15 protein-coding genes and 8 pseudogenes are annotated in these 23875 nt (G+C 50.3%); 17 read left to right on the top strand and 6 right to left on the bottom strand.

The features are described from left to right. Window positions 1-55 precede the first annotated feature (55 nt). The gene (gene glnB / locus ATN88_RS24215) at window positions 56-394 is read left to right on the top strand and encodes a nitrogen regulatory protein P-II (RefSeq protein WP_067420034.1); all 339 of its coding nucleotides are present in this window, start codon (window positions 56-58) and stop codon (window positions 392-394) included. A 78-nt stretch (window positions 395-472) separates the two neighbouring features. Here the strand turns inward: glnB and cra are convergent, their stop codons facing one another. Beyond that, complete coding sequence (gene cra / locus ATN88_RS24220) at window positions 473-1453, bottom strand: catabolite repressor/activator (protein WP_067420035.1); 981 nt, start codon at window positions 1451-1453, stop codon at window positions 473-475. 318 nt (window positions 1454-1771) lie between these two features. Here cra and fruB point away from each other — a divergent pair. The 3 genes and pseudogenes from fruB (at window position 1772) to fruA (ending at window position 5586) form a co-directional block, all read left to right on the top strand. After that, window positions 1772-2888: pseudogene (gene fruB, locus ATN88_RS24225) on the top strand (fused PTS fructose transporter subunit IIA/HPr protein). Beyond that, window positions 2889-3836: a 1-phosphofructokinase gene (pfkB, locus tag ATN88_RS24230; RefSeq protein WP_067420036.1), complete on the top strand. Its 948-nt coding sequence runs from the start codon at window positions 2889-2891 to the stop codon at window positions 3834-3836. It abuts the pseudogene before it with no gap. A gap of 18 nt (window positions 3837-3854) precedes the next feature. Continuing rightward, a pseudogene (fruA, locus tag ATN88_RS24235) lies at window positions 3855-5586 on the top strand (PTS fructose transporter subunit IIBC). A gap of 144 nt (window positions 5587-5730) precedes the next feature. On the opposite strand, the pseudogene ATN88_RS24240 reads toward fruA, so the two are convergent. Next, window positions 5731-6269, bottom strand: a pseudogene (locus ATN88_RS24240) (YitT family protein). Between the two features lie 585 nt (window positions 6270-6854). Here ATN88_RS24240 and glyA point away from each other — a divergent pair. From glyA to pgpA, 10 genes and pseudogenes are all read left to right on the top strand, one after another. After that, window positions 6855-8105 (top strand): serine hydroxymethyltransferase, encoded by a 1251-nt coding sequence (glyA, locus tag ATN88_RS24245; protein ID WP_067420037.1) that lies wholly within the window; start codon window positions 6855-6857, stop codon window positions 8103-8105. A gap of 121 nt (window positions 8106-8226) precedes the next feature. Beyond that, the gene (nrdR, locus tag ATN88_RS24250; protein WP_067420038.1) at window positions 8227-8676 is read left to right on the top strand and encodes a transcriptional regulator NrdR; all 450 of its coding nucleotides are present in this window, start codon (window positions 8227-8229) and stop codon (window positions 8674-8676) included. An 8-nt stretch (window positions 8677-8684) separates the two neighbouring features. Beyond that, a pseudogene (ribD, locus tag ATN88_RS24255) lies at window positions 8685-9796 on the top strand (bifunctional diaminohydroxyphosphoribosylaminopyrimidine deaminase/5-amino-6-(5-phosphoribosylamino)uracil reductase RibD). A gap of 16 nt (window positions 9797-9812) precedes the next feature. Beyond that, a complete protein-coding gene (locus ATN88_RS24260; RefSeq protein WP_067420039.1) occupies window positions 9813-10484 on the top strand; it encodes a riboflavin synthase in 672 nt (223 codons plus the stop codon). Window positions 10485-10720: 236 nt separating this feature from the next. Then, entirely contained in the window at window positions 10721-12229 is a 1509-nt protein-coding gene (locus tag ATN88_RS24265) for a Na+/H+ antiporter NhaC family protein (RefSeq protein ID WP_067420097.1), read from the top strand. A 213-nt stretch (window positions 12230-12442) separates the two neighbouring features. After that, window positions 12443-13552 (top strand): bifunctional 3,4-dihydroxy-2-butanone-4-phosphate synthase/GTP cyclohydrolase II, encoded by a 1110-nt coding sequence (gene ribBA, locus ATN88_RS24270; protein WP_067420040.1) that lies wholly within the window; start codon window positions 12443-12445, stop codon window positions 13550-13552. A gap of 165 nt (window positions 13553-13717) precedes the next feature. Then, on the top strand, window positions 13718-14188 hold the full coding sequence (gene ribH, locus ATN88_RS24275) for a 6,7-dimethyl-8-ribityllumazine synthase (protein WP_067420041.1): 471 nt from the start codon (window positions 13718-13720) through the stop codon (window positions 14186-14188). Between the two features lie 12 nt (window positions 14189-14200). Further along, window positions 14201-14656: a transcription antitermination factor NusB gene (gene nusB / locus ATN88_RS24280; RefSeq protein ID WP_067420042.1), complete on the top strand. Its 456-nt coding sequence runs from the start codon at window positions 14201-14203 to the stop codon at window positions 14654-14656. Between the two features lie 72 nt (window positions 14657-14728). Further along, window positions 14729-15700 carry a thiamine-phosphate kinase gene (thiL, locus tag ATN88_RS24285; RefSeq protein WP_067420043.1) on the top strand — a complete coding sequence of 324 codons (972 nt, stop codon included), beginning with the start codon at window positions 14729-14731 and terminating at the stop codon, window positions 15698-15700. 3 nt (window positions 15701-15703) lie between these two features. Beyond that, a pseudogene (gene pgpA, locus ATN88_RS24290) lies at window positions 15704-16191 on the top strand (phosphatidylglycerophosphatase A). 62 nt (window positions 16192-16253) lie between these two features. Here the strand turns inward: pgpA and dxs are convergent. The 3 genes and pseudogenes from dxs to xseB all read right to left on the bottom strand — a co-directional run bounded on the left by dxs (window position 16254) and on the right by xseB (window position 19287). Further along, window positions 16254-18118: pseudogene (gene dxs, locus ATN88_RS24295) on the bottom strand (1-deoxy-D-xylulose-5-phosphate synthase). Window positions 18119-18149: 31 nt separating this feature from the next. Next, window positions 18150-19049: a (2E,6E)-farnesyl diphosphate synthase gene (ispA, locus tag ATN88_RS24300; protein WP_067420044.1), complete on the bottom strand. Its 900-nt coding sequence runs from the start codon at window positions 19047-19049 to the stop codon at window positions 18150-18152. Further along, a complete protein-coding gene (gene xseB, locus ATN88_RS24305) occupies window positions 19042-19287 on the bottom strand; it encodes an exodeoxyribonuclease VII small subunit (RefSeq protein WP_067420045.1) in 246 nt (81 codons plus the stop codon). The genes ispA and xseB overlap by 8 nt, the downstream gene beginning before the upstream one ends. Before the next feature lie 409 nt (window positions 19288-19696). On the opposite strand from xseB, the gene pomA reads away from it, so the two are divergent. From pomA to thiI, 3 genes and pseudogenes are all read left to right on the top strand, one after another. Further along, on the top strand, window positions 19697-20458 hold the full coding sequence (pomA, locus tag ATN88_RS24310) for a flagellar motor protein PomA (RefSeq protein ID WP_067420046.1): 762 nt from the start codon (window positions 19697-19699) through the stop codon (window positions 20456-20458). Between the two features lie 10 nt (window positions 20459-20468). Continuing rightward, window positions 20469-21397 (top strand): annotated as a pseudogene (locus ATN88_RS24315) (flagellar motor protein MotB). A 158-nt stretch (window positions 21398-21555) separates the two neighbouring features. Continuing rightward, window positions 21556-23003 (top strand): annotated as a pseudogene (thiI, locus tag ATN88_RS24320) (tRNA uracil 4-sulfurtransferase ThiI). A gap of 76 nt (window positions 23004-23079) precedes the next feature. On the opposite strand, the gene ATN88_RS24325 reads toward thiI, so the two are convergent. Further along, on the bottom strand, window positions 23080-23862 hold the full coding sequence (locus tag ATN88_RS24325) for a CmcJ/NvfI family oxidoreductase (protein WP_067420048.1): 783 nt from the start codon (window positions 23860-23862) through the stop codon (window positions 23080-23082). Between the last annotated feature and the right edge of the window lie 13 nt (window positions 23863-23875).

A 23875-nucleotide genomic window follows, 5' to 3' on the forward strand; every position in this document is an offset into this window, starting at 1 on the left:
GCATTACAATTAAAGTATTGAGCTGAAAGCTTAAAATTTTTAAAGGGAAGACGACATGAAAAAAATCGAAGCGATTATCAAGCCATTCAAACTTGATGATGTGCGTGAAGCACTGGCTGAAGTTGGTATTACTGGCATGACGGTATCTGAAGTAAAAGGCTTTGGTCGTCAAAAAGGCCACACCGAGCTGTACCGTGGTGCGGAATACATGGTGGACTTCCTGCCTAAAGTGAAACTGGAAATCGTGGTTGCTGACGACGTGTGCGAGCAATGCATCGATACCATTGTTGAAACCGCGCAAACCGGCAAGATTGGTGACGGCAAGATTTTCGTTACTGATGTAGAGCGCGTAATTCGTATTCGTACTGGTGAAGAAGACGAAGAAGCGATCTAATTTATCGCGCAAGATTTCGAAAAAAGCCTCTCACGCGAGAGGCTTTTTTATTGGGTAGAGTAGAGGAGATAGTCGCTCTTAAACGCGCCACTGAGGTTTGCGTGGCACCACCTCAACACCGGTTTGGTATCGCCCGGCAATAGCATTGAGCGTCAACTCCAGTGCGTGCTCACTAATCAGTTCAAACTGCTGCGGCAATGACTGCACTTTCATGGCGATAAAATCGAGCGTTCGGTTATTACCGAACGTCGCAAACTTCACTTTCTCGCCAATCTCCGGGTACTCAAGAATGGCATCTAAAACACCTTCAAAAAGCGCATATGAGGTGGTGATCACCGCATCTGGCAGTTTGTTTTGCTTCACCCAATCGACCATCAGGCGTTTGCCTTCTTGCTGGCTGAAGTGATCGCCATAAGCAATTGCCGTCTGTGCGTTGGCTTTTCGGGCTGCGGAGAGAAAACCTTGCTCGCGCTCTTTTGAAATGCCGAGCTCAGGCACGGCACCAAGCAAACCAACCGATGTTGCACCCGCCTGCAACAAACGATCTGTCAGGCTATACGCCCCTTCCAAATCCTCGCTGATCACCGAGGCAAAATGTTCGTCATCCAACGCGCGGTCAATGGCAATCACAGGTGTGCCTGAGCTTTGAATAGCGGGGTAGAAGTCGTTATCCATTGGCAATGAAGACGCGACAATCAGGGCGTCAATCTTGCGGCTGACCAATAGGTTCACCACTTGTTTTTCGGTGTCGGGGTTATCGTCAGAGCAGCTAATGATCAGCTGATAGCCCGCGAGACGCGCATCGCGTTCAAGCAGTTTGGCGATCTTGGCGTAACTGGAGTTTTCCAAATCAGGGATCACCAAGCCAAACGACCGGCTGGTACCAGCACGTAGGGCACTGGCTGCATGGTCTGGGCGGTAGTTATATTTATCCACTACTTCCATGACTTTTTGTTGTGTGCGTTCGCTGATTCGGTATTTGGCGGATTTTCCGTTAATCACATAGCTTGCTGTCGTACGGGATACTCCTGCCAGTCGCGCTATTTCATCCAGTTTCATTTGGTGTCGTTCCCCTACTCTGTGCGCGTGATCAAAAAAAGCGCAACGGGTCTTACTATTTTTTTGCATTATAGGCTGAATGGATTCAGCATTGGTAGCTGAAAGGTTTCAGCAAAGATGAAAACTGTGCGTGAAACCTGTTTTTTGGATTTGTTGCTGAAACGATTCAGTTAATGTCAGTGAAAGGTAATGCACTGGCTTAATGGGCTTGAGATTGATAGCCAGGCTCAGGATTGATAGCTCGGTTCAGCAAGATGAATGCATGACGGCGCGACTCGATAAACGACACATAACGCCCGACGAGTAGAGGTAGACAACATGTTGGAACTCACGCAACGCGACATCCTTCTGGGTAAGAAGGCGTCAAACAAACAAGAAGCTATTCGCAACATCGCTGAAGACTTGGTGAAGAAAGGCCTGGTCGCAGAAGGGTACGGTGAAGGCATGCTTGAGCGCGAAGCGCAAAACTCCACCTATTTGGGCAACGGTATTGCGATTCCACATGGCACCACGACCACGCGCCATCTCGTTAACCATACGGGCGTGCAAATTCATCATTTCGCAGAAGGCGTGGACTGGGGCGACGGTAACACTGTGTATCTTGCCATTGGTATCGCGGCAAAATCTGACGAACACCTCGGCATTTTGAAACAACTGACGCACGTGTTGTCGGCAGACGGCATCGAAGAGGCTCTGAGAAACGCGGGCAGCGAGCAAGATGTTCTCGCAGTCCTAAACGGCGAAAGCCAAAAAGGACTGTTGTTTGATGAGTCGAGCATCACACTAAATTTCCCTGCTACTGACTTGGTATCACTGACGGCAGTCTGTGCAGGCAAGTTGAAAAACGCGGGCGCGGTAGGTGAAGCTTTGTGGCTGACATTGTTGCCAAAACACCAACCAATCTTGGGCAAGGCCTATGGTGGTTGCTTCACCTAAACATGTTTCTCAAACCGCGATTGCCTTTATCAGCGCGCAGTCGCCGTTTACATATCAAGGTCATGAGGTAAAAGGTCTGATTGCTGTCGCCGCATCAAGTGCAGAGCATGTCGAGATCCTAACCAACTTGAGTGGTCTGGTTTTCGACGGCAAAGCAGCAGAGCTTTTCGCGGACTCTGCTGAGTCGGTGATGAAAGCACTGACGGAAGTGCGTCAAGCTGGCCTCTCTCAAGTATTCAAAATCAAAAATGCACACGGCCTTCATGCGCGCCCTGGCGCAATGCTGGTTAACGTGGCCAAGAAGTTCGATTCAAAAATTTGGGTCGCCAACCTGAGTGCAGATGGCGCGCAAGTGAACGCAAAGAGCCTGATGAAAGTGATCTCTTTGGGCGTGAAGCGTGACCACGAACTGGAATTTATCGCGGATGGCGCAGATGCGCAGCAAGCACTGAACGCAATCGGTGAAGCCATTGCAGATGGTCTGGGTGAGGGTCGATAAATGAATACTCGCGGTGTAGTCACTGTCACCTTGAACCCTGCGTTGGATATGACGGGTGCCATGGGTGAGCTGAAGCCGGGTTTGGTGAACTTGATTGGTTCATCAAACCTCAACCCAGGTGGAAAAGGCGTCAATGTCGCCAAAGTACTGGCTGAGCTGGGCGCAAAGGTCACGGTGACTGGGTTTCTCGGTGATGAAAACCAAGACCCGTTTGCTCATCTTTTTGAGCAAAAAGGCATTACTGATCGCTTTGTTCGTGTAGCTGGTGCATCACGCATCAACGTCAAGCTGGTTGAAGAATCAGGTCGCGTGACTGACCTCAACTTCCCGGGCGTGACAGTGTGTGACGAAGACTTAGATGCTTTTGAAGCGACCTTGAATGAACTGGCAGAAGAGAACGACCTTTTTGTGATTGCTGGCAGTCTGCCGGGCGGTGTTAGCCCTGCCATGCTGGCATCTTGGATTGAAATGCTGCGAGCGAAAGGCAAGAAAGTGCTTTTCGACAGCAGTAATGCTGCTCTGGCAGAAGGCTTGAAAGTGGCACCTTGGCTGGTCAAACCGAACGATGAAGAGCTTTCGCAATGGGCAGGAAAAGAACTGGAAAGCGAGAGCGATCTGCTTGCGACTGGTGAAGCGTTGGCGCAAACAGGCATTGATAACGTGGTGATTTCTCGCGGTGCTGAAGGCGTGCTTTGGCTTCGCGATGGCCAATGGCTTCAAAGCCAGCCGCCACGCATGCAAGTGGTGAGCACCGTTGGCGCAGGCGACACGCTGGTCGCTGGCATGTGTTGGGCTGAGCTAAACCAATGGGATCGCGATGCATCACTGAGCTTCGCTACTGCATTGTCAGCATTGGCCGTCACCCAAGTAAATGTTGGCGTTGAAGACATTACAGACGTTGAAGCACTTCAGCGCGAAATTAACGTGAAACAACTAAAACAAGATTAAAGGAACAGGGGTAGAGAGATGAAAGCGGTAATTGTTACATCATGCCCAAGTGGTATTGCGAACACCATCATAGCTGCCGGCGTGCTGGAAAAAGCAGCCTCAGCGTTGAACTGGCAAGCGACAATCGAATGCCAAAACACAGTGAAAGCAGTGGAAAAAGCGTCTCAAGCCGATATTGATGCGGCAGAGTTAGTTGTTGTCGTAGGGTCTGCGAAAGACATGGCACGCTTTAGCGGCAAGCAGGTATATCAAGCCTCGTTGGACGCGTGTTTTGCCGACGCAAAGCAGTTTTTTGGCCGATGCTGTAGCCAACGCGCAAACCTATACGCATATTGAAGAAACTGCGGCAGAAGCACCTACACCATCAGCACAAAAACGCATTGTCGGTATCACTGCGTGTCCGACTGGTGTCGCGCACACTTTCATGGCGGCTGAAGCGGTTGAGGAAGAAGCGAAAGCACAGGGCATGTGGGTGAAAATTGAAACTCGCGGCTCAGTGGGTGCGAAGAACCAACTGACGGCAGAGGAAATCGCCGCTGCTGATCTGGTGTTTATTGGCGCGGATATTGAAGTGGACATGTCACGCTTTGATGGTAAGCGTGTTTACCGCACCAGCACAGGTGCTGCACTGAAAAAGACAAAAGAAGAGCTAGCAAAGGCGTTCGCTGAAGCAGATGTTTACAAGCACGGTGGTGCAAAAGCAGATACTGCTAACAAGCAAGAGCGCACGGGCGCTTACAAACACCTGATGACCGGTGTATCACACATGCTGCCACTGGTTGTTGCGGGTGGTCTGTGTATCGCGCTGTCGTTTGTCTTTGGTATTGAAGCGTTCAAAGAGCAAGGCACGCTGGCGGCGCTTGATGGAAATCGGCGGCGGCAGTGCCTTCGCACTGATGGTACCCGTACTGGCGGGATTTATTGCCTTCTCAATTGCTGATCGTCCAGGTCTGGCACCGGGTTTGATTGGCGGTATGCTGGCAAGCTCAACGGGTGCAGGCTTCTTGGGTGGTATCGTGGCGGGTTTCCTTGCAGGTTACACGGCGAAATTCATCGCTGATAAAGTGCAACTGCCAGATTCGATGGCGGCGCTGAAACCGATTCTGATCATTCCTTTGGTGGCGAGCTTGGTAACCGGTCTTATCATGATTTTCGTGGTGGGTGGTCCGGTTGCTGGCGTGATGAACAGCCTGACTGAGTTCCTAAACAGCATGGGCTCAACCAACGCAGTGCTACTGGGTGTCATTTTGGGTGCCATGATGTGTTTCGACCTGGGCGGTCCAGTGAACAAAGCGGCGTACACCTTCGGTGTGGGTCTGTTGGCTTCTCAAACGTACACCCCAATGGCGGCAGTCATGGCGCAGGTATGGTACCTGCGATGGGTATGGGTTTGGCGACCATGCTGGCGCGCAGCAAGTTCAATGTACAAGAGCGTGAAGCGGGCAAAGCATCGTTCGTGCTGGGTATGTGCTTTATCTCAGAAGGTGCTATCCCATTTGCAGCGCGTGACCCAATGCGCGTTATCCCTGCATGTATGGCAGGTGGTGCGCTGACAGGTGCACTATCTATGCTGGTAGGTGCAAAACTAATGGCACCACACGGCGGTATTTTTGTACTGTTCATTCCAAATGCCATTACGCCAGTGTTCCTATACTTGGCAGCAATTGCGGCAGGTACGGTACTCACAGGCTTCCTGTACGCGGTACTGAAACAGCGCGAAACGGTACAAGCCGTTCCTCAGCAAGCGTAAGCATCTTTCTAGAATCAAAAAGGCTCCCAGTGGGAGCCTTTTCTTGTTTTAAGCTTAGATACGGTTTTTGCTTTAGCTTACTTCGTGATAGCAAAAGACCGCCATTCGGCGGTCTTTTTCGTTGTCTGCTGATGTCTTTAGGAATCAGTAGCAAACGACGTAGCGGTCAGGGCGGTGGTTCATGGTTAGCACCAAGTTCAGCACAAAGGCACCCAACACAGAACACGCTAACAGCCACGGCGAGACAAAGAAGAACGATGCCAGCAGGATACCTACGTCGATCGCCATCTGAACGTTACCCGCGCGAATGCCGAATTTGTCCTGACAGAACAACGCCAACACGTTAAAGCCGCCAAGCTCGCGTTGTGGCGGAAAATCATCAGCATACCCACGCCCATCAGCAAGCCGCCAATAAAGCCACAGTAAACCGGGGATAGCCAACTGATCGTAAACACATGTGAAATGTGGTCGACAATCAAAGACACCATGCCGCCTGCGAAAATGCTGCGAAGGGCAAACTGTTTGCCAAAACGTACCCATCCCATCAGGTAGAACGGAATATTGAACATGAAGTACAAGGTACCGAAAGACAGGTCGACAAACTGGGCCATCAAAAGTGCTAGACCTGTGGTTCCGCCTGTCAGCAAACCGGCTTGCTGAAGGAAGAAGACACCTTGTGCCACGATGAATGTGCCCGAAAGGATGGCAATCAAATCTTCAACCGTGGTGTGTTTAGGCTTAAGGTTCAACGAAAGAGCTCCTGAAATCTGCGCGATTGCGTGTCGTTTTTGAATGCGAGGAGGGCGCAAGCGGGTGCAGTGATGAGTAAAAAACAGGGCATCTTAATGAGGTTTCTTTTCGCAGAAAAGAGCGTGCCGAAAAGTGATTTTGCTCTTCTGTCAGCAAACGATTACGCGGTGTAAACAAATTGGGTTTACAGCAGATTTCAATGCGGTCGGAAGCCGCTTTTTTACTGGAAATTCGGTTTAACGTGAATTCAATTCATGGTTGGAATGAAAAATGACCATGTTCGCTGGAACAAAAAAAATGTGATTGCTACTACCTGTTGCGCAACAAATTTTGTAGAATCGCAGCAAATAGGATGGTCATGACGAAAACGTTTGCGTCCGCATGGATTCTGGGGTTTTCGATATGACAAGAAGTAACCATATCTGAGGTTAAACCAGGTTGACCTGATGCCTTGATTTTCGAGATATCTGGTCAACTTGGTACTAAGCCTAGGGAACAATCTGAGTCAGGAGATACAGATGCTAAAGCGTGACATGAACATCGCTGATTATGATCCGGAGCTGTTTGCAGCAATCCAGGAAGAAACTGCGCGTCAAGAAGAGCACATCGAGCTTATCGCGTCAGAAAACTACACCAGCCCGCGCGTAATGGAAGCGCAAGGTTCCCAGCTAACTAACAAATATGCAGAAGGTTACCCAGGCAAGCGTTACTACGGTGGCTGTGAGTACGTAGACAAAGCAGAAGCACTGGCGATTGACCGCGCATGTGAACTGTTTGGTTGTGAGTACGCGAACGTTCAGCCGCACTCTGGCTCTCAAGCGAACAGCGCGGTTTACATGGCACTGCTGAACCCAGGCGACACTGTTCTGGGCATGAGTCTGGCACACGGTGGTCACCTGACTCACGGTTCTCCAGTTAACTTCTCTGGTAAGCACTACAACGTTATCCCTTACGGTATCGACGAAGCTGGCCAGATCAACTACGACGAGATGGAAGCACTGGCGCTTGAGCACAAGCCTAAGATGATCATCGGTGGTTTTTCTGCGTACTCTCAAATCGTTGATTGGGCGCGCATGCGTGAAATCGCGGACAAAGCAGGTGCTTACCTGTTCGTTGATATGGCACACGTTGCTGGCCTGATTGCAGCGGGTGTATACCCAACACCAATCCCACACGCACACATTGTTACCACGACAACGCACAAAACGCTGGCGGGTCCTCGCGGCGGTCTAATCCTGTCAAATGCAGGCGAAGACATGTATAAGAAGCTGAACTCAGCAGTATTCCCTGGCGGTCAAGGTGGCCCTCTTATGCACGTTATCGCTGCAAAAGCGGTGGCGTTCAAAGAAGCGATGGAACCAGAGTTCAAAGCGTACCAGCAGCGCGTTGTCGACAACGCAAAAGCGATGGTTGCTCAGTTCCAAGAGCGTGGCTACAAAGTGGTATCTAACGGTACTGAAAACCACCTGTTCCTGGTTGACCTGATCGACAAGAACATCACAGGTAAAGAAGCGGACGCAGCACTGGGTGCAGCGAACATCACGGTGAACAAGAACAGCGTTCCTAACGACCCACGTAGCCCATTCGTGACCTCTGGTATCCGTGTTGGTTCTCCAGCGATCACTCGTCGTGGTTTCACGCAAGATGACGCGAAAGAATTGGCTAACTGGATGTGTGATGTTCTGGATAACATCGAAAGCCAGGAAGTGATTGAAGCGACGAAAGCGAAAGTACTGGAAATCTGTAAACGTCTGCCAGTTTACGCATAAGTCATGTTTTGATGATAAAAAGCACCTTCGGGTGCTTTTTTTGTACCTAAATCGTACATCTAGACGCTTAACCTTGCGGCCAAATCGGTTACACTGTTCTCCAATTATTTAAGGAGGCGAGATGCACTGTCCATTTTGTGGTGCGAATGACACCAAAGTCATTGATTCACGGTTGGTCGCTGACGGCCATCAGGTGCGTCGTCGTCGCCAGTGTTTAGCGTGTAGCGAACGTTATACGACGTTTGAAACGGCCGAACTGGTGATGCCGCGTATCATCAAAACCAATGGCAACCGAGAGCCATTCAACGAAGATAAATTGCGCGGTGGCATTCAGCGGGCACTGGAAAAACGTCCTGTCAGCACTGATGACATTGAAAAAGCCATCAATGTGATTAAATCTACGATTCGTGCCACCGGTGAGCGTGAAGTGTCATCTACCATGGTAGGTAACCTGGTGATGGATGCGCTGAAAGAGCTGGATAAAGTGGCCTACATTCGATTTGCCTCTGTTTACCACAGCTTCGAAGATATTCGAGATTTCGGTGAAGAAATCGCCCGCCTGGAAAAATAAGCGGCTACATGTTTTCTATTTTTGATTCCCAAATGATGCTGCGTGCCATCGAACTGGCTGAACGTGGCATCTATACCACCGCCCCAAACCCAAATGTTGGCTGTGTCATCACCCAAGGCGATGACATTGTCGGGGAAGGTTTTCATTTTCGCGCTGGTGAACCTCATGCAGAAGTGCATGCGCTTCGCGCGGCGGGTGACAATGCCAAAGGCGCGACAGCGTATGTCACGCTGGAGCCTTGTTCTCATTACGGCCGTACGCCACCGTGTGCAGATGCGCTGGTTAATGCGGGTGTGGCGCGTGTTGTGTGCGCCATGGTTGACCCAAACCCGAAAGTGGCAGGGCGCGGCATTCAACGCCTACGTGATGCAGGTATTCAGGTCGATGTGGGCTTGATGCAAGTACAGGCTGAAGCGTTAAATCCGGGCTTTATCAAAGTGATGAAAACCGGCCTGCCTTTTGTTCAGCTGAAGCTGGCTTCAAGCATTGATGGCAGAACAGCACTGGCCAATGGCCAAAGCAAATGGATCACTGGACCAGAAGCACGTTCTGACGTACAAACGTTTCGCGCGCAAGCAGGTGCTATTCTCTCAACCAGCCAAACGGTTATCGATGATAATCCGTCTCTCAATGTGCGCTGGTCTCAACTGCCCGAAAACGTGCAAAACGACTACAACCAAACCAACCTTCGTCAGCCTGTCAGAGTGATATTGGATACGTCCGGTCGCACGCCGGAAGACGCGGACTTGTTCTCGCTTGATGGCACGGTGCTGGTGGTGACTGCGAGTGAAAGCTTGCGCATTGAACACGAAAACGTAGACGTTATCGTCAGCCCGAAAAAAGACGGAAAACTGGATCTTTGTGCGGCTCTGCGTGCCATTGCAGCGCAGGGCATCAACCACATTTGGGTTGAAGCAGGGGCGACACTGGCGGGCAGCCTGTTAGACGCTGAGTTGGTGGATGAGCTTATTGTGTATCAGGCACCGAAATTGATGGGCGCAGACAGTCGCGCTTGGTGAACATGTCTGGCCTGACGTCCATGAACAAAGTCCCTACATTTGAACTGACGGATGTCCGCCAAATTGGCAGTGACGTGCGTCTTCGCATGCAAAAGCAGTAAATCGAAGCGAAAAAGTATGTTTACAGGAATTATTGAAGCGGTTGGTCGAATTCAGAAAATTACCCCAAAAGGTAATGACATTGCACTGACCGTTGAAAGCGGAAAACTGGATCTGGCTGATGTGAAGCTAGGCGACAGCATTGCCACCAATGGTGTGTGTTTGACGGTAGTCGCGTTGACAGGAAATGGCTATGTTGCTGACCTCTCAACCGAAACCTTGAAGCGTACTGCCTTTGCCACCTCTCAGGCTGGCCAAAAAGTGAATTTAGAAAAAGCCATGCTGCCAACCACACGTTTTGGTGGTCACATGGTGTCTGGTCACGTTGATGGTATCGCCACGGTTGTGTCCCGTTCACAGACTGGCCGTGCGATTGAGTTTTGGCTAGAAGCACCAGCACAATTGGCAAAATACTTGGCAGAGAAAGGCTCAGTGACCATTGATGGTATCAGCTTGACCATCAATGACGTCGACGGGAACCGTTTCAAACTCACTATCGTGCCGCACACGGCGCTTGAAACCACCATTGAAGATTTCAAGGTTGGCCATCAGGTGAATCTGGAAGTGGATGTGATTGCGCGCTACCTAGAGCGTTTGATGATGGGCGACCGCGCTGCGCTTCAAGCGGGCAAAAGTGGTTTAACCATGGAAAAGCTTGCTGAGTCAGGTTTCCTAGGATCACTTCGTTAACCCGTTCTATCAACGCTTTACGCACAGTTCCTCAGTTTGCTGCCGTTTGACGGGCACATACTGAGGAATTGTGATCTCCTCTCTAGTATTTTCTTCGAACTTATACCCAAATATCATTTCGGTGCACTGTCGTTTTGAGTGCGTGTGATACCTGCATTAACGCACTGATTTGATTAACCCTGAAAGGCACTTTTTTCTCAGGCGATTCCTTGTCTGTGAAGGTGGAGAAACACATCATGGATGCAAATCTATTGGCATTTATTCCGTTGATTCTGACTCTGGTACTCGCGTTGGTTTTGCGTCAAACGCTAGTGGCGTTGGGGGCGGGGATCCTTGCGGGGGCAATGGTATTCAGTGGTTTTCAGCCGCTCACCGCACTGAGCTATTTAGCGGATATCGCCACCGCACAGCTTTATAAACAAGGGCAGTGGCAAGGTTGGCATCTTAATGTCATCGCAACCATGATTTTGTTGGGTGTGATGACGCAACTGCTGGCCAGAGGCGGTGCCGTGATGGCATTTGGCGATTGGCTCTATGGCTATGTCCGTTCGCCACGCCACGCTCGACTGGTGACCATCCTTCTAGGGTGGCTGGTGTTTATCGATGGTATATTTAGCTGCTTGGCGGTGGGTAATGTGTGTCAGCCATTGAGTGACCGCTACCAAATACGTCGTGAGCAGTTAGCTTACTTTGTGGATTCCAATGCATCGCCGCTTTGTGCCTTGTTGCTGTTCTCTAGCTGGGGACCCTACTTACTCTCATTGCTTGCAGGCGTATCTTTTCTTCCTATGCCGCCCGTGCAGGCGTTTTTCGAGCTGGCACAGGCCAACTTCTACGCTGTGCTGACCATTGGAGTCTCTTTGTTTGTGGCGTGGAAAGGCTTTGGGTTTGAGAAGCCATTGCCCGTTGAAGTGAGCGCACCGACACAAGATATTGGCAAAGGAAACCCTTGGCTTTTGCTGGTACCGATGGGCACCTTGTTGTCTGCTTCAGTTGGCCTCACGCTGTATTCTGGTGCGACGCACACCCATCAATCTGGCCTTGCTGCATGGTTAGCAGCGGCAGACATTGGTTCTGCAATGCGAAATGCTGCGTTGTTAGCAGTCGTGATGTCACTGGTGATGATGCTGAAATCTGGACGACGTGTGTCTACGCTGCTGACCGATCTCTATCACGGTGTGCTTAGCATGCGCCTTGCGATAGGCATTTTGCTGTGTACTTGGATGATTGGTTCCGTCATTAAAGATTTGCAAGTCGCGGCAATGATTGCTCACTGGGCGGAAGCGCACCTGAATCCTTCGCTTCTGGTATCAGGGCTGTTTTTACTTTGTGCCACTATGGCGTTTGCGACAGGTTCTAGTTGGGGCACGTTCGCTATCATGATCCCAATTGGCGCAGAAATTTCAGGTCATGTTGCCCCAGAGCTTTTACTTCCTGCGCTAAGCGCGGTGGTGGCTGGCTCAGTCTTTGGCGATCATTGTTCACCGATTTCAGATACCAGCGTATTAAGTGCCACCTCAAGTGGCTGTGAGCCGAGGGCGCACGTCCTGACACAGCTTCCTTTCGCGCTCACGGTAGCAATGAGTGCCTTGATAGGTTTTCAGATGCTCAATCTCGGTCTGGGTAAACTTGCCAGCTGGGCTATCGCGATTGCTTCCGTCAGTGTGTTGCTCATGCTGTTGCAGTGGTGGTTTAACCGCAAACAAGCCAAAGCGACCACAGGAAGTGAATTGCCCGACGCGTAAGCGCGTTTCAGAGTGGGTTGTACATTTTTAGGAAACGGTACGTATCCAAGTGAACGAGTGTTTTCGCACTTCACACCTTTGAAGAGAATGTGGTGATGAAGCTTGTTATAGACAGTCATCTGGCTAAAAATAGCCGCAGGTTCTTGTCGCCACCTTAATGTGAGCGCGGCGAGACAACAGAGCAATCGCAAAAGACGTTATAGGGATAGCAACATGCCGATCAGCAGCGCAGCAGAAATCATCGAAGATATTCGTCAGGGCAGAATGGTCATCTTGATGGATGACGAAGATCGTGAGAACGAAGGCGATCTCATCATTGCTGCAGAAAAGGTGTCACCGGAAGCGATCAACTTTATGGCGACCCATGGCCGTGGCTTGATTTGTCTGACCATGACCAAAGATCGCTGTCAGCGTCTTGGTTTACCTTTGATGGTGCGTGATAACAACGCACAGTTTTCTACCGCGTTCACTGTTTCCATTGAAGCGGCAGAAGGCGTCACGACCGGGATTTCTGCGGCTGACCGCGCTCGCACGGTAGAAGCGGCGGTGGCCCCAAATGCGGTGGCGGCTGATCTTGTGCAACCTGGCCATATCTTCCCATTGATGGCGCAAGACGGCGGTGTATTAACACGCGCAGGTCACACAGAAGCGGGTTGTGATTTGGCAAGACTCGCGGGATTCTCTCCTGCAGGTGTGATCGTTGAGATTCTTAACGAAGACGGCACCATGGCGCGTCGTCCTGATCTGGAAATCTTTGGTGAGAAGCACGGCATAAAGCTCGGCACCATCGCGGATCTGATTGAATATCGTAATAATAACGAAACGACCATTGAGCGTGTCGCAGAGTGTAAACTGCCGACCGAATTTGGTGAGTTTGATCTGATCACATATCGCGACACCATCGACAACCAAGTGCATTACGCGCTGCGCAAAGGTGAAATCAATAATCAGCCAACGCTGGTTCGTGTGCACCTGCAAGACACATTTACCGATTTGTTGCATTCAGATCGCTCAGCAGAGCGCAGTTGGTCATTGACCGATGCGATGAAGCGCATCAATGCTGATGGCGGTGTGTTGGTGATCCTCGGCAAAGAAGAATCGTCAGCTTCTATCATCAATAAAGTGCGTACGTTTGAAGCGCAGGACAAAGGCGAAAAACCGGCTTCTGCCAAGTGGCAGGGAACCAGTCGTCGCGTTGGTGTGGGCTCTCAGATCCTAGCGGATTTGGGGGTGACTGAGATGCGTCTGCTCTCTTCCACCACCAAGCGCTACCATGCGCTGTCGGGCTTTGGCCTGAAAGTGGTTGAATATGTGGTTGATTAACCACTGCTGAAAGTTGTGAAACGCAGCTTAGGCTGCGTTTTTTTATGAAAACTTGCGACAGAATGCGCGCGCGGTTTCACAGGTATAACCGCTGGATGATTTGCAGAAAAGTGTGATAGAATCCCGCGGTTTTCTCAATCCGGATAAAAAGTCACAGGAAGGCCCATGAAGGTAATCGAAGGTGCACTTGCCGCACCTAACGCGAAAGTTGCAATTGTTATCTCCCGCTTCAACAGCTTCATCAACGAAAGCCTGCTGGATGGTGCTATTGACGCACTGAAGCGTACGGGTCAGGTAAGCGAAGACAATATCACAGTAGTACGTTGCCCAGGTGCTTACGAGCTGCCATTGGTTGCACAACGTGTTGCTAAAAGCGGACGTTACGACGCTATTATCGCTCTTGGATCAGTGATCCGTGGCGGTACTCCTCACTTTGACTATGTGGCAGGAGAATGTAACAAAGGTCTGGCACAAGTGGCTCTGGAGTTTGATACTCCGGTTGCATTTGGTGTTCTGACTGTAGATACCATTGAACAAGCCATCGAACGCGCGGGAACCAAGGCTGGTAATAAAGGGGCAGAGGCTGCACTGAGCGCGCTTGAAATGGTAAACGTACTGTCCCAAATCGAATCCTAAACGGGGGTTATCGTGAAACCAGCCGCACGACGCAACGCGCGTCATTTTGCACTACAAGCCATTTACTCGTGGCAACTGACTCAAGGCAATGTTGCAGATATCGAAGCACAATTCCTTGCTGCAGATAACTACGAAGAAGAAGAGCACCAAGCTGATGAGCCACGTCTGCGCCAGCCAGAAACTGACGTAGATTACTTCCGTGACCTGTTCGCGGGTGTGGTTCTGAATCATCAGGAAATGGACAGCAAAATGCGTCCATACCTGTCTCGTCCAATCCAAGATCTGGATGAAATGGAACACGCTCTGCTTCGTCTGGCGATGTACGAACTGTGCAAGCGCGAAGACGTGCCTTTCAAAGTGGTAATCAACGAAGCTATTGAGCTGGCGAAGCGTTTTGGCGCAGAAGACAGCCACAAGTTCGTGAACGGTGTGCTGGATAAAGCAGTACCGACCCTGAGAAAGAAATAAGAGAAATCTTCACAGATTTTAAGGCCAGCCATGCTGGCCTTTTTCTTAGCAAATTTAGCTTGGAAGGAAACAATGGCTGGTAATGAATTTGACCTGATCAACCATTACTTCAAAACGCAGCCGGTCTCGCGTAAAGATGTCGCGCTCGGTATAGGTGATGATGCGGCCGTGATTTCAGTGCCTGAAAACAGCCAATTGGTTGTGACGACGGACTCGTTGGTCGCGGGTAATCATTTCTTGGCGGACGCCGATCCTGTTAAGGTCGCGCACAAAGCCTTGGCGTCTAATCTTAGTGATCTTGCTGCGATGGGAGCGATTCCTGCGTGGTGCTCACTTGCCCTGACGCTTCCCTCTCCCGATGAAGCGTGGCTGAAAGGCTTTTGCGAAGGCTTTTATAAGCTCGCAGAATACTACAACGTCCAGCTAGTTGGTGGTGATACCACCAAAGGCCCATTAAGCATTACTATCACGATGCAAGGTTTTATCCCTGAAGGAAAAGCCATTCGTCGTGATGGTGCGAGCGCGGGTGATTGGCTGTATGTCTCCGGTAATCTTGGTGACAGCGCAGCGGGGCTGGATGTGATCCTAAAGGGCAATCAGCCTTCGAATGAGCTTGAAGAGACCCTGTTGAACCGTCACTACTACTCAACGCCACGTGTTTTAGCAGGGCAGGCGTTACGTGAAGTGGCATCGGCGGCTCTGGATATCTCTGATGGTTTGGTGGCAGACCTTAAACACATTCTTAAAGCCAGCGGCGTTAGCGCGGTGATCAACGCAGACACTCTGCCTTTGTCTGACGAGCTGATCGCGTTTGCGGGAAGCAAAGAGAAAGCGGCACACATTGCGCTTTGTAGCGGTGAAGAATACGAGCTTTGCTTTACTGTGCCAGAATCACACCGTGGCGCGCTGGATGCAGCATTAGCACACACAAATACCCCAGTAACCTGTATTGGTCAGATCCGTCACGGCGAAGGCTTGCAGGTGCTTTGGGAAGAACAACCAGTGGATTGGAAGCTGTCCGGCTGGGACCATTTTTCGGAGTGAAGTATGAATAATCCGATCAGTAAAATTAGGCTGTCCAATCCAGCCCATTTACTTGCAACAGGTTTTGGCTCAGGTCTGTCTCCTATCATTCCTGGCACCATGGTACGCTTGCGGCTATCCCGTTTTATTTGCTGATTGTGGCGATATCTCCAACCCTGTTGCCTGTGGCTATCGTCGTGGGCTCTGCGGTCGGTATTTATCTGTGTGGTCGCACATCGTCAGACATGGGCGTTCACGACCATGGCAGCATTGTTTGGGACGAGTTTGTCGGCTTTTGGATCACCATGTTACTGGTGCCTGTGATGGAGTGGCAGGCGGTGCTTGCTGGCTTCGTGATTTTCCGCTTCTTCGACATGGTAAAACCTTGGCCGATCAGCTGGCTGGACAAAAAAGTGCATGGCGGCTTGGGCATTATGCTCGACGATATCGTGGCAGGCTTGATGTCGATGATCGCGCTTTGGGCTGGACACCATTACTTCGGATGGTGGTAATACGTCTCCCAAATAAAAAAACGGCACCTTTCGGTGCCGTTTTTGTTTGAATCATCTTTTGATTAATCCGCCAAGTATTTGCGGATTTGCGCTTCAATGCCTTTGGCGTCGATTCCCAGCTCTTCATGCAACTCTTCTTGAGTGCCTTGATGAACAAAGTAATCCGGCAGACCGATTTGCAGCACAGGTTTTGGCTGGCGACGTTTCATCAGGTATTCAATCACACCTGAGCCTGCACCACCTGCGATAGCATTCTCTTCAACGGTTACCAGCACATCGTGCTTAGCCGCCAACTCATCAATCAGTGCTTCATCCAGTGGCTTCACAAAGCGCATGTCGGCAACAGTTGCATTCAAGGCTTCTGCCGCTTCTAACGCTGCTGGCAGCATGGTGCCGAAGCTAAGAATTGCGACGTTTTCACCTTCACGGCGAACCAAACCTTTCCCGATTGGCAGTGCTGTCATCTCTTGCTGGATCTCTGCGCCACAGCCCGTACCGCGCGGGTAACGCACTGCTGATGGACCAGTGTGCTTGTAGCCGGTGTAGAGCATTTGACGACATTCGTTTTCGTCGCTCGGAGCCATGATCACCATGTTTGGAATACAGCGCATGAAGCTCAAGTCAAACGCACCTTGGTGAGTTTGACCGTCAGCACCGACCAAGCCACCACGGTCGATAGCAAACATCACAGGCAGGTCCATGATGGCAACATCGTGGATTAACTGATCGTAACCGCGTTGAAGGAAGGTTGAGTAGATGGCAACCACAGGGTTGTAGTTACCAATAGCCATGCCGCTTGCCAGCGTCACGGCGTGCTGCTCAGCGATCGCGACGTCAAAGTACTGGTCTGGGAACTCTTTCGAGAAGCGCACCATACCCGAGCCTTCGCGCATAGCTGGCGTAATCGCCATCAGCTTGCTGTCTTCTGCCGCCATGTCGCACAGCCAGTCACCAAACACTTTGGAGAAAGTTGGGCCTTTAGACGCAGCTTTTGGCAGGGTGTCTTCCGCTGGGTTGAACTTAGGCACGGCATGGTAGCCAATCGGATCTTTCTCCGCTGGCGCATAGCCTTTGCCTTTTTTGGTCATCACGTGAAGGAACTGCGGGCCTTTCAGGTTGCGCATGTTCTTGATGGTTTTCACCAACTCTTCAACGTCATGGCCGTCAACTGGGCCAATATAGTTAAAGCCCAGCTCTTCAAACAAAGTGCCAGGGACAACCATACCTTTCAGGTGTTCTTCCGCGCGACGAACCAATTCTTTGATAGGTGGCGCGCCAGATAGCACCTTCTTACCGCCTTCACGAATGGAGGTGTAGAAGTTGCCAGAAAGCAGTTGTGCCAAGTGGTTGTTCAACGCGCCGACGTTTTCTGAAATCGACATTTCGTTGTCGTTCAGAATCACCAGCATGTCAGCGTGAACATCACCCGCATGGTTCATGCTTCAAATGCCATACCCGCGGTAATCGCACCGTCACCGATAACGCTCACCACTTTACGGCCATTGCCTTCTTTGGCTTCTGCAATCGCAAGACCCAAAGCGGCACTGATAGAGGTTGAGCTATGACCGACAGACAGTACGTCATACTCACTTTCTTCACGCCATGGGAAAGGATGCAATCCGCCTTTTTGACGAATGGTTGGAAGTTGTTCACGGCGTCCGGTCAGGATCTTGTGTGGGTAAGCCTGATGGCCCACATCCCAAATCAAATGATCCTGAGGTGTGTTGTACACATAATGAAGTGCGACAGTCAGTTCGACTGTCCCCAAGCCCGATGCGAAATGGCCACTCGAATGGCTGACGGAATTCAGGAGATACGTGCGTAGCTCGTCACACAGCGTCGGCAGAACGTCCCGCGGCAAAGAGCGCAGTTCGTCAGGTGTGTTCGCCAATGCGAGCGTTGGGTATTTAGCAATATCGAGAGTCATAAATTTCGTTTTTGGCGCGACGTAATTGATTTTAGTTATTGCGCTCGATGATATACCGGGCGAATTGTTCCAGCTGTTCTGTATTGTAAGGGATCGTGTCTAGTGCGTGTAGTGCTTCTTTATACAGAAGCTCCGCTTTTTCCTTCGCGCCTTCAAGACCGAGCAATGCTGGGTACGTGCTTTTGTCTGCTGCGATGTCTGAACCTTGTGGTTTTCCAAGCGTTTCTGTGTCGCTGATGATATCGAGAATGTCATCTTGCACTTGGAACGCCAAACCAATCGCGTTGGCAAATTTGTCTAACTGTGGCAGCCATTCCACGCCTTTTTCGCCAGCGGCAAACGCACCCAAGCGAACAGCACAACGGATTAATGCGCCCGTTTTGTTTCTGTGGATGGTTTCCAGCGTTTGCAGGTCAACGTGTTGACCTTCAGCTGCAAGGTCCATGGCCTGACCCAGACACATGCCTTGTGCACCTGACGCAGATGCTAATTCTCTCACCATATGAATGCGATACGCATTGCCTGCCGGTGACAGATCACCGTCAGCCAGAATCGTAAAGGCGAGGGTTTGCAGAGCGTCGCCAGCGAGAATGGCCGTCGCTTCATCAAACGCGACATGACAGGTTGGTTGGCCGCGGCGCAGTGCGTCATCATCCATGGCTGGCAAATCATCGTGGATCAGAGAGTAGGCGTGAATGCACTCAACCGCAGCGGCAGGGGTGTCCAGTTCGTGCTCATTGGCACCGAACATTTGGCCCGTTACGTACGTCAGGAAAGGACGTACACGCTTGCCACCAAGAAGCGCACCGTGCTTCATCGCCAGAACCAATGGATGATCAGCATGTTCAAGGCTTTCAATCCAGTGGGTGAGCTGAGCATTGTTACGTAGCTGATAAGCTTGGATCGTTGATTTTAAGCAGTTATCACTCATCACGCGTGTCTTCAAAAGGTTCTAAAGCGGCGTTGTCATCTTGAGCTAGAAGAATTTCTACGCGTTGTTCTGCGTCTGAGAGCGTTTTCTGGCCTTGGCGTGCCAGCGCAATGCCGCGTTCAAACTGCTTGAGGGCGGCATCCAAAGGAAGGTCGCCGTTCTCGAGTCCATTAACAATGGTATCCAACTCTTTAAGCGTTTCCTCGAACGTCATGTTCTCGGGTTTTTTAGCTGCCATGGTAATCCTACTTTCTGCGTTCTGTCAGACCTTGTCGACGAGTGGATATCGCGAACAAAGAGAAACAGATCTATGAGCATGGCGGAGAAATTAACTCACGCCTGAATGGCGGTCAAACTCTTGAACTGATTTCTGCGTTACTTGGGCAACTTTCTCGGTGGAAGGGGGAATTATTCACCTTATTCGCTGGAATTTTCGACAGGTTAACAATCTCATTATTGTATCTTTGCTTAAATCAGGACATGGTGTCTCAAGTTCTAAATGAAATCTGCATCTTGTGACAAGATAGGTATAAAATTTAAGGGATGCGCTAAATCAATTGGCTTTGCTGCCGCTAACCAAATTGGTAGAACGCGTTGTCTGACTATCTTTACTCAATTTTAGCTTTACGTTTTAAGGGGATCGTTCTGTGGATCTGGCGACACTCATAGGAATATTAGGTGCCTTTGCATTTATCGTCATGGCGATGCTGCTAGGTGGCACCATCAGTATGTTTGTGGACGTCCCGTCTGTGCTGATCGTATTTGGTGGTAGTTTGTTTGTAACCTTGATGAACTACACCATGGGGCAATTCTTCGGTGCTTTTAAAATTGCTGGCAAAGCCTTTATGTTTAAAGCGGATGATCCTGAAGATCTGATCGCGAAAATCGTAGAGATGGCAGACGCTGCACGTAAAGGTGGATTCCTCGCGCTAGAGGAAATGGAAGTGCCAAACACTTTCATGAAAAAAGGCGTAGATATGCTGGTGGATGGTCATGATGCAGAAGTGGTGAAAATGACCCTCGCAAAAGACATCACCATGACAGAAGAACGACACGACAGTGGCGCACAGTTTTACAGTGCGATCGCTGACGTAGCCCCAGCGATGGGGATGATCGGTACACTTATCGGTCTGGTAGCCATGCTTTCAAACATGGATGACCCAAAAGCCATCGGTCCTGCGATGGCCGTTGCACTCTTAACAACACTTTACGGTGCGATGCTAGCTAACATGGTTGCCATTCCAATTGCGGCAAAACTGCGTCTGCGTAAAGACCAAGAAAAGTTAAACCGTCGTCTTATCATGGATGGCTTGCTGGCGATTCAAGATGGCCAGAACCCTCGCGTCATTGACGGCTACCTGAAAAACTACCTCAACGAGAAAAAACGTACTGTTGACGTAGACGGATAAGGAGTCGGATATGGATGAAGAATGCAAATGTCCCCCCCTGGGCTACCCGCTTGGATGGGGACCTTCGCTGACCTAATGTCACTGTTGATGTGTTTCTTCGTACTGCTGCTTTCGTTTTCGGAAATGGACGTACTGAAGTTCAAACAGATCGCCGGTTCAATGAAATTCGCCTTTGGTGTGCAAAACCTTTTGGAAGTGAAAGACATTCCAAAAGGTACCAGTGTTATCGCACAGGAGTTCCGCCCAGGCCGTCCTGAGCCAACGCCGATTGAAGTCATCATGCAGCAAACCATCGACATGACGCAGCGTACGCTGGACTTCCAAGATGGGGAGTCAGATCGTGCAGGTGGTTCTCAACGAGATTCGGCAAAACTCGATGGTGGCTCGACGGCCACTGAAGCGTCCATGCAAGAGCAGGAGCAAGACACCGAGAAGATGTCGAGCACCGCGCAGATGGTGGTTCAAGCCTTAGAGCGAGAAGTGCAGGAAGGCGCGGTCGAAGTGGAAAACCTTGGTCAGCAATTGATTATTCGAATTCGTGAAAACGGCTCTTTCCCAGCAGGCTCTGCTTTCTTGCAGCCGAAGTTCCGTCCTTTGGTCAGACAGATAGCGGACTTGGTGAAAGATGTGCCGGGTGAGATTCGCATTTCCGGTCACACTGACGATACGCCGCTCGACTCTGAGCTTTATCGTTCTAACTGGGATTTGTCAGCCCAGCGTGCGGTGTCTGTGGCGCAGGAAATGGAAAAGGTGAAAGGCTTTGATGCCGAGCGTATGCGTGTTGAAGGCTTGGCGGGAACATCGCCAAGGTACCCGAACGATTCGCCAACCAACCGAATGAAAAACCGCCGTGTTGAAATTGCTATCATGCAAGGTAAACCGCGTGAGTCGGAGTCTATTTCAACCACCGATCCGGTTCAGCCAATCCAAGAAAATTAATCACTAACGACTTGATAGTTAAGGGCAGCACTTAGGTGCTGCCTTTTTTGTTTTCTGACCCAACTATACTAAGTGTGCCAGTACCCTCACGTTACTTGGGTATAAAGTATGCTTGATGTATAATCCGCGCCTTTGTTAATGCTGTTGCGAAACCTGTTATGAAATTTATCGTAAAAATTCACCCTGAGGTGATGGTCAAAAGTGAATCTGTACGGAAGCGCTTCACGAAAATTCTGGAAACTAACATCCGAAATATTCTTAAGCGAAAGTCAGACTCAATGTCGGTTTTCAACCGTCGCGATCATATCGAGGTTTCGCTAAAAGATGCATCTGAGCGTCAAATCGCGCTGGATGTGCTGACGTGCACACCTGGTATCCACCACGTACTGGAAGTTGAGCAAACGCCATTTACGGATTTGCACAACATCTATGAAATCGTGACAAAGACGGTTGCTCACCAACTGGAAGGCAAGTCTTTCTGCGTACGTGCGAAGCGTCGCGGTAATCACGCCTTTACGTCTATCGAAGTAGAGCGTTACGTAGGTGGCGGTCTGAACCAAGACGTTGCAACTGCGCGCGTCAGCTGAAAAATCCAGACGTTGTTGTTCACCTTGAAGTAGACAAAGAGAACGTGAACGTGGTTCGTGAGCGTTTCAAAGGTCTGGGCGGCTTCCCTCTGGGTACCCAAGAAGACGTGCTGAGCCTGATCTCTGGCGGTTTTGACTCAGGTGTTTCTAGCTACCTGCACATCAAGCGCGGTAGTAAAGTACATTACTGTTTCTTCAACCTTGGCGGCGCAGCACACGAGATTGGTGTTCAACAAACGGCTTACTACCTGTGGGAGAAGTTCGGTTCTTCTGCGAAGGTGAAGTTCGTTTCTATCGACTTCGAACCCGTTGTTGCTGAGATCTTGGAAAACGTTGATGACGGCCAAATGGGCGTTGTTCTGAAGCGTATGTTCATGCGTGCAGCATCGATGATTGCTAACAAGTACAACATTCAAGCTCTGGTTACGGGTGAAGCACTGGGTCAGGTTTCAAGCCAGACACTGACTAACCTGCGCATGATCGACAACGTGAGCGATTCTCTGATCCTGCGTCCTTTGATCAACTGGGATAAAGAAGACATCATCAATCTGGCGCGCGGTATCGGTACTGAAGATTTCGCGAAAACCATGCCAGAGTACTGTGGTGTGATTTCTCGTAAACCAACCATCAAAGCGGAAAAAGAGAAGCTGGAAGCAGAAGAAGCGAAGTTCAACTTCGAAATTCTGGATAAAGTGGTTTACGACGCGCGCATCATCGACATCCGCGAAATCGGCAAACTGAGCAAAGAAAAAGCACCGGAAGTTGAGCTGGTGGATGAAATTGCTAACGATGCTGTGGTACTGGATATTCGTAGCCCAGAGGAAGAAGACGAGCGTCCTTTGGAAATCGACGGTGCAGAGGTTGTACACATACCGTTCTTCAGATTGGCAACCAAGTTTGGCGATTTGGACCAAAGCAAAACTTACCTGCTCTACTGTGAGCGTGGCGTGATGAGCCGTTTGCAGGCACTTTACCTGCAAGAAAATGGATTCAGCAACGTTAAGGTTTACCGTCCTTAAACGCGCAAAGCCCCGGTCTGACCCGGGGCTTTTTTGTTTTTAATGTTTCGCACTTCTTAAAGCACGTTTTACAACTCTATCCGTCATACCTCACCAATACCCGGCTTTCGATACTTTTCCTCGGGTATTGGCCGTCACTTGTTCCGATATCCAGCGCACTGTGCCCGACATGTGGTTGGCCGCGATTGTCATAGATAGTGAAGATAGCGATCTCCTTTGGCGTCATCTCTGAAAGGTAGATCCAACGGTGCGCACTGTTCGCGGCGACACCTAAAATCTGGCCATGGCGGTCAGGATAAATCAATTCGATGCTCATCCAGTCATCAATCGCCATGGAGTCAGGATGAATAAAACCCAGTGGTGCGGTGCGAATAGTGTGCTCAACAGGGCGCCAAATATTAACGAACGCATAATGCCCGCGGGCAAACTCAGCCGCTTTTTCTTCACCCAAAATATCAATCAAACGCTGCTCCGCTCCGGACTGACTGTAATCGTTATGCACGTTGCGCGCAGGGCGTCGCAACGCATTTGGGTCATCTATCCGCACAGTGTGGTCAAACACGATCACTTCTTTTGCCCCAATCTTTGCGTTGAGCAACTCGGTGATTTCGTCGTTGTAGGTGGACACCCAAGAATCATCGGCAGTAAATGCGTGTATCTGGCTTGTATGGTGCGCAAACATCACCCCATCTTCAACGAGGTGAAGCTTTTCAGCATGTCCGCGTAAATCGGTCACGCTCACTTGGGTTGGAATGAGCACTGGCTCAATCAAAGTGCCAATCACACCATCAACATCGAATTGAAAGGCCTGTGGGTCAGGGCTTTTGATGTGGTAGTTCACCATCGCTGATCGTTGCATGACATCCCCTCCT

This window comes from Enterovibrio coralii, assembly GCF_001559595.1.
GTDB lineage: Bacteria > Pseudomonadota > Gammaproteobacteria > Enterobacterales > Vibrionaceae > Enterovibrio > Enterovibrio coralii.